Consider the following 4,960-nt stretch of genomic DNA (forward strand, 5'->3'; position numbering starts at 1 on the left):
GCGCTGGACCTGGCTGGCGTCGCCGCTGCCACGGGCCTGAGCGAGGACGAGCTTGACCGGTTCTACAGCCTGTTCGCGGCGACCTCCAAGACCGTGACCGTCTACAGCCAAGGGGTGAACCAGTCGTCTTCGGGCACCGACAAGGTCAATGCCATCATCAACTGCCATTTGGCCACCGGCCGCATCGGCAAGCCAGGGGCAGGGCCGTTTTCGGTGACCGGCCAGCCCAACGCCATGGGCGGGCGCGAGGTCGGCGGCATGGCCAACATGCTGGCTGCCCATATGGAGATCGAAAACCCCGATCATCGCGACCGCGTGCAGCGCTTCTGGAACGCGCCGGCCGTTGCCGGAAAGCCCGGCCTGAAGGCAGTCGAGATGTTCAAGGCGGTTGCCGACGGGCACATCAAAGCGCTGTGGATCATGGCCACCAACCCGGTCGATTCGATGCCGGACGCCGATGCCGTCGAAGCGGCGATCAAGGCGTGCCCGTTCGTGGTGGTGTCGGACGTGCTGGCCCGGACCGATACCGTCCGCCACGCCCATGTCCGGCTGCCCGCCGCCGCCTGGGGCGAGAAGGATGGCACCGTCACCAATTCCGAACGCCGTGTGTCGCGCCAGCGCGCTTTTTTGCGCGTGCCCGGAGATGCGCTGCCTGACTGGCGGATTATTGCCGAGTTGGGCAAACGGATGGGGTTTGGTGAGGCGTTTTCCTACGCGTCGCCGGCGGAGGTGTTTGCCGAGCATGCCGCGCTGTCGGGTTTCGAGAATGATGGTGCGCGGGATTTCGACATCGGGGCTTATGCCGGGGTTGATGCGGAGGGATATGAGGCGCTTGAGCCGTTCCAATGGCCAGCGCCGAGCCAAGGCGCCCCCCTCTGGCCTGCCGGCCATCTCCCCCTCAAGGGGGGAGATCGGCTGTCATGGCCGTCTTCGCCAATTCACAACGTCGCAAAGCGAAAGCAGTCGGCAAAGCTGCCAATCTCCCCCCTTGAGGGGGAGATGGCCGGCAGGCGAGAGGGGGGCGCTCAAGCTGGAGGTTGGCCAGAAGGGGTCGGCACGACTGGGCTCCAGGCTCGCTTCTTCGCCAACGGCAACTTCTTCACACCCGACCGCAAGGCGCGCTTCATCGCCATCCGTCCCACCACGGAAATCCGCACCAGCCCCGATTATCCGCTGATCCTCAACACCGGCCGCATCCGCGACCATTGGCACACCATGACGCGGACGGGGAAAAGCCCGCGGCTTTCGCAGCACATCGCCGAGCCCTTCGTCGAAATCCACCCGGCGGATGCGCAGCGCTTCGGCATCGGTGACGCCGACATAGCGCGCGTTTCCAGCCCGCGCGGTGATGTGCTGGTGCGCGCGCTGGTGACGGCGCGCCAGCGCCAGGGCAGCCTGTTTGCGCCGATGCACTGGACCGATCAGTTCTCGGCAAAGGGCCGGCTCGACACGCTGACCGCGCCGCTGACCGATCCCATTTCCGGTCAGCCGGCGCTGAAACATGTCGCCGTCCGCATCGAGAAATTCGCGGCAAAGGCCTTTGGCTTTGCGGTGGCTCGGCAGCGGCCGGAGCCTAATACTGCGCCCTACTGGGCCGTGGCCAAGTGCAAGGGCGGCTGGCGGGTCGAGCTTGCCTTTGCCGATGACGACATCGACTGGGCAGGCTTTGCCGGGTCGCTGTTCGGTACGTCATTGGGTGCCGAAATATCAGCTTATCACGACCGCGACGTCGGCCAGCACCGCATCGCCGCCTTCGACGACGACCAACTGTCAGGCGCCTTGTTCGTCGCGCCCGGCCCGGTCGCCGTGTCGCGCGGCTGGGCGGCGGAACAACTGAGCGCCGATCATGTTGATCGGCGCAGCAGGCTGGCGATCGTGGCCGGGCGGCCGGGCGGGATCGACGTCGATCGCGGCGCCATCGTCTGCTCCTGCTTCGGCGTTGGCGCCAACCAGATCACGGAAGCGGTACGCCGCGGCTGCGGCAGCGTCGCGGCAATCGGCGCGGCCCTGAATGCCGGCACGAATTGCGGCTCCTGCCGCGCCGAGATCAGGGTCATCATCGACGCACAGAGCCTCCAGGCAGCCGAGTGATCGTCCTGACCAAAGGGGCCTGCGCGACGGTGCTGGTTGGGCTATGGTGGCTCAGGCGTGCTACGTCGCGCACGAATCATCCTCAGTCAGGGTCATCCAATGGCAAATCCCCCGCGCCGACCGACAAATCCGATGGCGGCCGCCGAGGCGGCTTTCAAGCCGGTGAAGAAGCCGGCTGCCCCGGTCCGAGAGCCCACGGCCGCTCCAGGCGTCAGGGAGCTTGTTTCGATCCGAATCGACCGCGCCGTGCTGGACCATTTCCAGGAGGATGGACCCGGCTGGCAGGACCGCATCAACGACGCCTTGCGGCGTGTGATAGAAGGCAAGCCGATCGTTACCGGGGGTGATCGTTCAGACGACGAGTAGCGGCTGTTCCAGCCGGCTCACGCTTCGAAGTGCAGGATGTAGAGCTTCCGCGTCTTCTCGTGGATCGTCCATTCGCCTTTCCAGCCTTTCGGCAGCACCAGCATTTCGCCCGGACCAACGTCCTCGCTGCGGCCATCGGGACCATGCAGCGAGACCCGGCCTGACACGATGTGGCAGGTTTCGGAATTGGTCTCGCGCGAGGCCGTGAAGCGGCCCGGCGTGCACTCCCAGACGCCGACTTCCAGTGCGCCATCCGGCGAGGTCCACAGCGTCGTCGAGGCTTCGAACTGATCGCCGCTGATCGAGGTCGGCTTGGGCTCAGGCTCGCCGAGGTCGATGGAGGCGAGGTGGGCGAAGGTCTGGAAGTCGGTCATGGCAGTCTCTCAATGTCCTGTGATGCGGTCGGCGATTGCGGCCAGTTTCGACGTGTGCTGGAGGCCGGCTTCCTCGCGCTCGTCGGCGACGCGATAGAGCTGATACATCGAGTGGACGCCGAGCCAGCGCATCGGCTCTGGCTCCCATTTGCTGACCTTTCGGTTGACCCAGGGCAGGCGGGTCAATTCGGTGTCGCGGCGCAGGATGAGATCGCGCAGCGTTCGGCCTGAAAGGTTGGAACTCGAGACGCCGAGCCCGACATAGCCGCCGGCCCAGCCGATGCCGGTTTCAAGATCGAGCCCTGCCGTCGTGCACCAGTCGCGCGGCACGCCCAGCACGCCGCACCAGGCGTGGTCGATGCGAAGCCTGGCTGTCTGCGGCAGCAGCCGGGTGAGGATCGCGTGCAGGCTTTCGATCGTGGCCTGCTGCGTTTGGCCGCGCACATCCGTTTGCGAGCCGTAACGATAGGGTACGCCGCGTCCGCCCATGGTGATGCGGCCTTCCCTGGTGCGCTGCGCATAGCAATAGGCGTGCGCGGAGTCGCCCAGAAGCTCATGGCCCTCCCAGCCGATCTCGTCCCACAGTGATTGCGGCAGCGGCTCGGTGATGATCTGTGCGCTGTTGAGCGGCAGCCAGAGCCGTTCATTGCCTGGTATGCCGGCCGTGAACCCTTCCGTGGCACGGATGATGATCGGCGCGCGCACGGTGCCGCGGTTCGTCGTGACCTTGCCCTTCTCGATGCCGGTCACGGTGGTCTGCTCGTAGATCGGCACACCGAGCCGCTCGACGGCTTCGGACAGGCCGCGCACCAGCTTGGCCGGCTGCACACGCGCGGTGCCGTGGTGGATATAACCGCCAAGCACATTCCTGATGTTGATGCGGGCCTTGGCCTCTGCCTGGCCGATCAGGCTGACACGCTCGCTCGGCACGCTCCAGCCGATCGCATCGGCATAGGCGGCGTTGATCCGTTCGAGCTGCGGCGGGTTGGTCGCCACCGTCAGATTGTCGACGCGGCGGATGTCGGCATCGATGCCTTCGGCTTCGGTCACCTTGATCACTTCGTCGACCGTGCCATGCATGGCCGTTTCCATGTCGATGACAGCGCCGCGCGTCGAGGTCTGCAGATATTTCTCGCGCGACCAGCTGAAGCCGCCGGACAGCCAGCCGCCATTGCGGCCCGACGCGCCGAAGCCGGCGAACTCCCGCTCGACGATGGCGATGCGGATCGATGGATCGGCCTTCTTCAGGTAATAAGCCGTCCACAGGCCGGTGTAGCCGGCGCCGACGATGCAGACATCGGCTTCGAGATCGCCCGGAAGCGGCGCGCGATAGGGCGGCAGGCCGATGTCGGCATACCAGAACGAGACGTTGCCGTTGACTTTGGCGTCCATGTCTAAAAATCCTGCGGGGAAAGAGCGATCAGGTCATCGTCATGTCGGCGCGGTCGTCGTCGGCAAGAAGTTTTGCATCGACGACCGACCAGCGCAGATCGACCGTGTCACCAATCGAGAACGGTGTGGCTTCCAGCGACGCGCGTACGATGGCGACCGAGCCGTCGCGCAACGTCACCTGGTATTTCGAGCCGGAGCCCAGATAGATCGCCTCGCTGACTTGACCGGTGAGGCTGTTCTGCCCGGCGGCGGGAGGCGTGTTGGTGCCGGCAAGCGAAAGCTTCTCCGGCCGCAGCAGGACCACCGGTTTGCTGCCGCTGGCGAGCTTGCCGTTGGCCACGATCTTCTGGCCGGCGATCGTCAGGCTGGTTTCGTTTCCGGACGTCAGGGCGGTGCCACGCAAACTGGTCGATTCGCCGATGAACTTGGCCACGAACAGGGTCGTCGGCTCGTCGTAGAGCTGGCGGCCGGTTCCGACCTGTTCGATGCGGCCCTGATTGAAGACGGCGATGCGGTCGGACAGGACCAGCGCTTCTTCTTGGTCGTGCGTCACATAGACGAAGGTGGTGCCGAGTTCGCGGTGGATGCGCTTGATCTCCAGCTGCAGCCATTCGCGCAGTTTCTTGTCGAGCGCGCCGAGCGGTTCGTCCATCAACAGCAGCGGCGGATCGAAGACGATGGCGCGCGCCAGCGCCACGCGCTGCTGCTGGCCGCCGGAAAGTTCGGAGGGATAGCGA

5 protein-coding genes are annotated in these 4,960 nt (G+C 65.6%); 2 read left to right on the forward strand and 3 right to left on the reverse strand.

Annotation, left to right across the window (positions count from 1 at the left end):
• Together EN994_RS17645 and EN994_RS17650 are read left to right on the forward strand one after the other, a co-directional pair.
• The coding region (locus EN994_RS17645) for a molybdopterin-dependent oxidoreductase (RefSeq protein WP_127307684.1) at nucleotides 1–2,091 on the forward strand (2,091 nt) is incomplete at its 5' end.
• 99 nt (nucleotides 2,092–2,190) lie between these two features.
• The gene (locus EN994_RS17650; RefSeq protein WP_024503962.1) at nucleotides 2,191–2,457 is read left to right on the forward strand and encodes a BrnA antitoxin family protein; all 267 of its coding nucleotides are present in this window, start codon (nucleotides 2,191–2,193) and stop codon (nucleotides 2,455–2,457) included.
• Nucleotides 2,458–2,474: 17 nt separating this feature from the next.
• Here EN994_RS17650 and EN994_RS17655 read toward each other — a convergent pair whose 3' ends face one another.
• The 3 genes from EN994_RS17655 to EN994_RS17665 form a co-directional block, all read right to left on the reverse strand.
• Nucleotides 2,475–2,831, reverse strand: a complete 357-nt coding sequence (locus EN994_RS17655; RefSeq protein ID WP_013530464.1) for a cupin domain-containing protein — start codon at nucleotides 2,829–2,831, stop codon at nucleotides 2,475–2,477.
• A gap of 9 nt (nucleotides 2,832–2,840) precedes the next feature.
• Nucleotides 2,841–4,223, reverse strand: a complete 1,383-nt coding sequence (locus tag EN994_RS17660; RefSeq protein ID WP_063168696.1) for an FAD-binding oxidoreductase — start codon at nucleotides 4,221–4,223, stop codon at nucleotides 2,841–2,843.
• 28 nt (nucleotides 4,224–4,251) lie between these two features.
• Nucleotides 4,252–4,960, reverse strand: a 709-nt coding sequence (locus EN994_RS17665) for an ABC transporter ATP-binding protein (RefSeq protein WP_164745985.1), incomplete at its 5' end; no start/stop codon positions are given.

This window comes from Mesorhizobium sp. M7A.F.Ca.CA.002.09.1.1, from assembly GCF_003998555.1.
Taxonomy (GTDB): Bacteria; Pseudomonadota; Alphaproteobacteria; order Rhizobiales; family Rhizobiaceae; genus Mesorhizobium; species Mesorhizobium ciceri.

What these genes read in the sequence shown, in the direction of transcription:
- EN994_RS17650 (WP_024503962.1), top strand. Translation starts at nt 2,191, where the DNA reads ATGGCAAATCCCCCGCGCCGACCGACAAATCCGATGGCGGCCGCCGAG.
- EN994_RS17655 (WP_013530464.1), bottom strand. Translation starts at nt 2,831, where the DNA reads ATGACCGACTTCCAGACCTTCGCCCACCTCGCCTCCATCGACCTCGGC.
- EN994_RS17660 (WP_063168696.1), bottom strand. Translation starts at nt 4,223, where the DNA reads ATGGACGCCAAAGTCAACGGCAACGTCTCGTTCTGGTATGCCGACATC.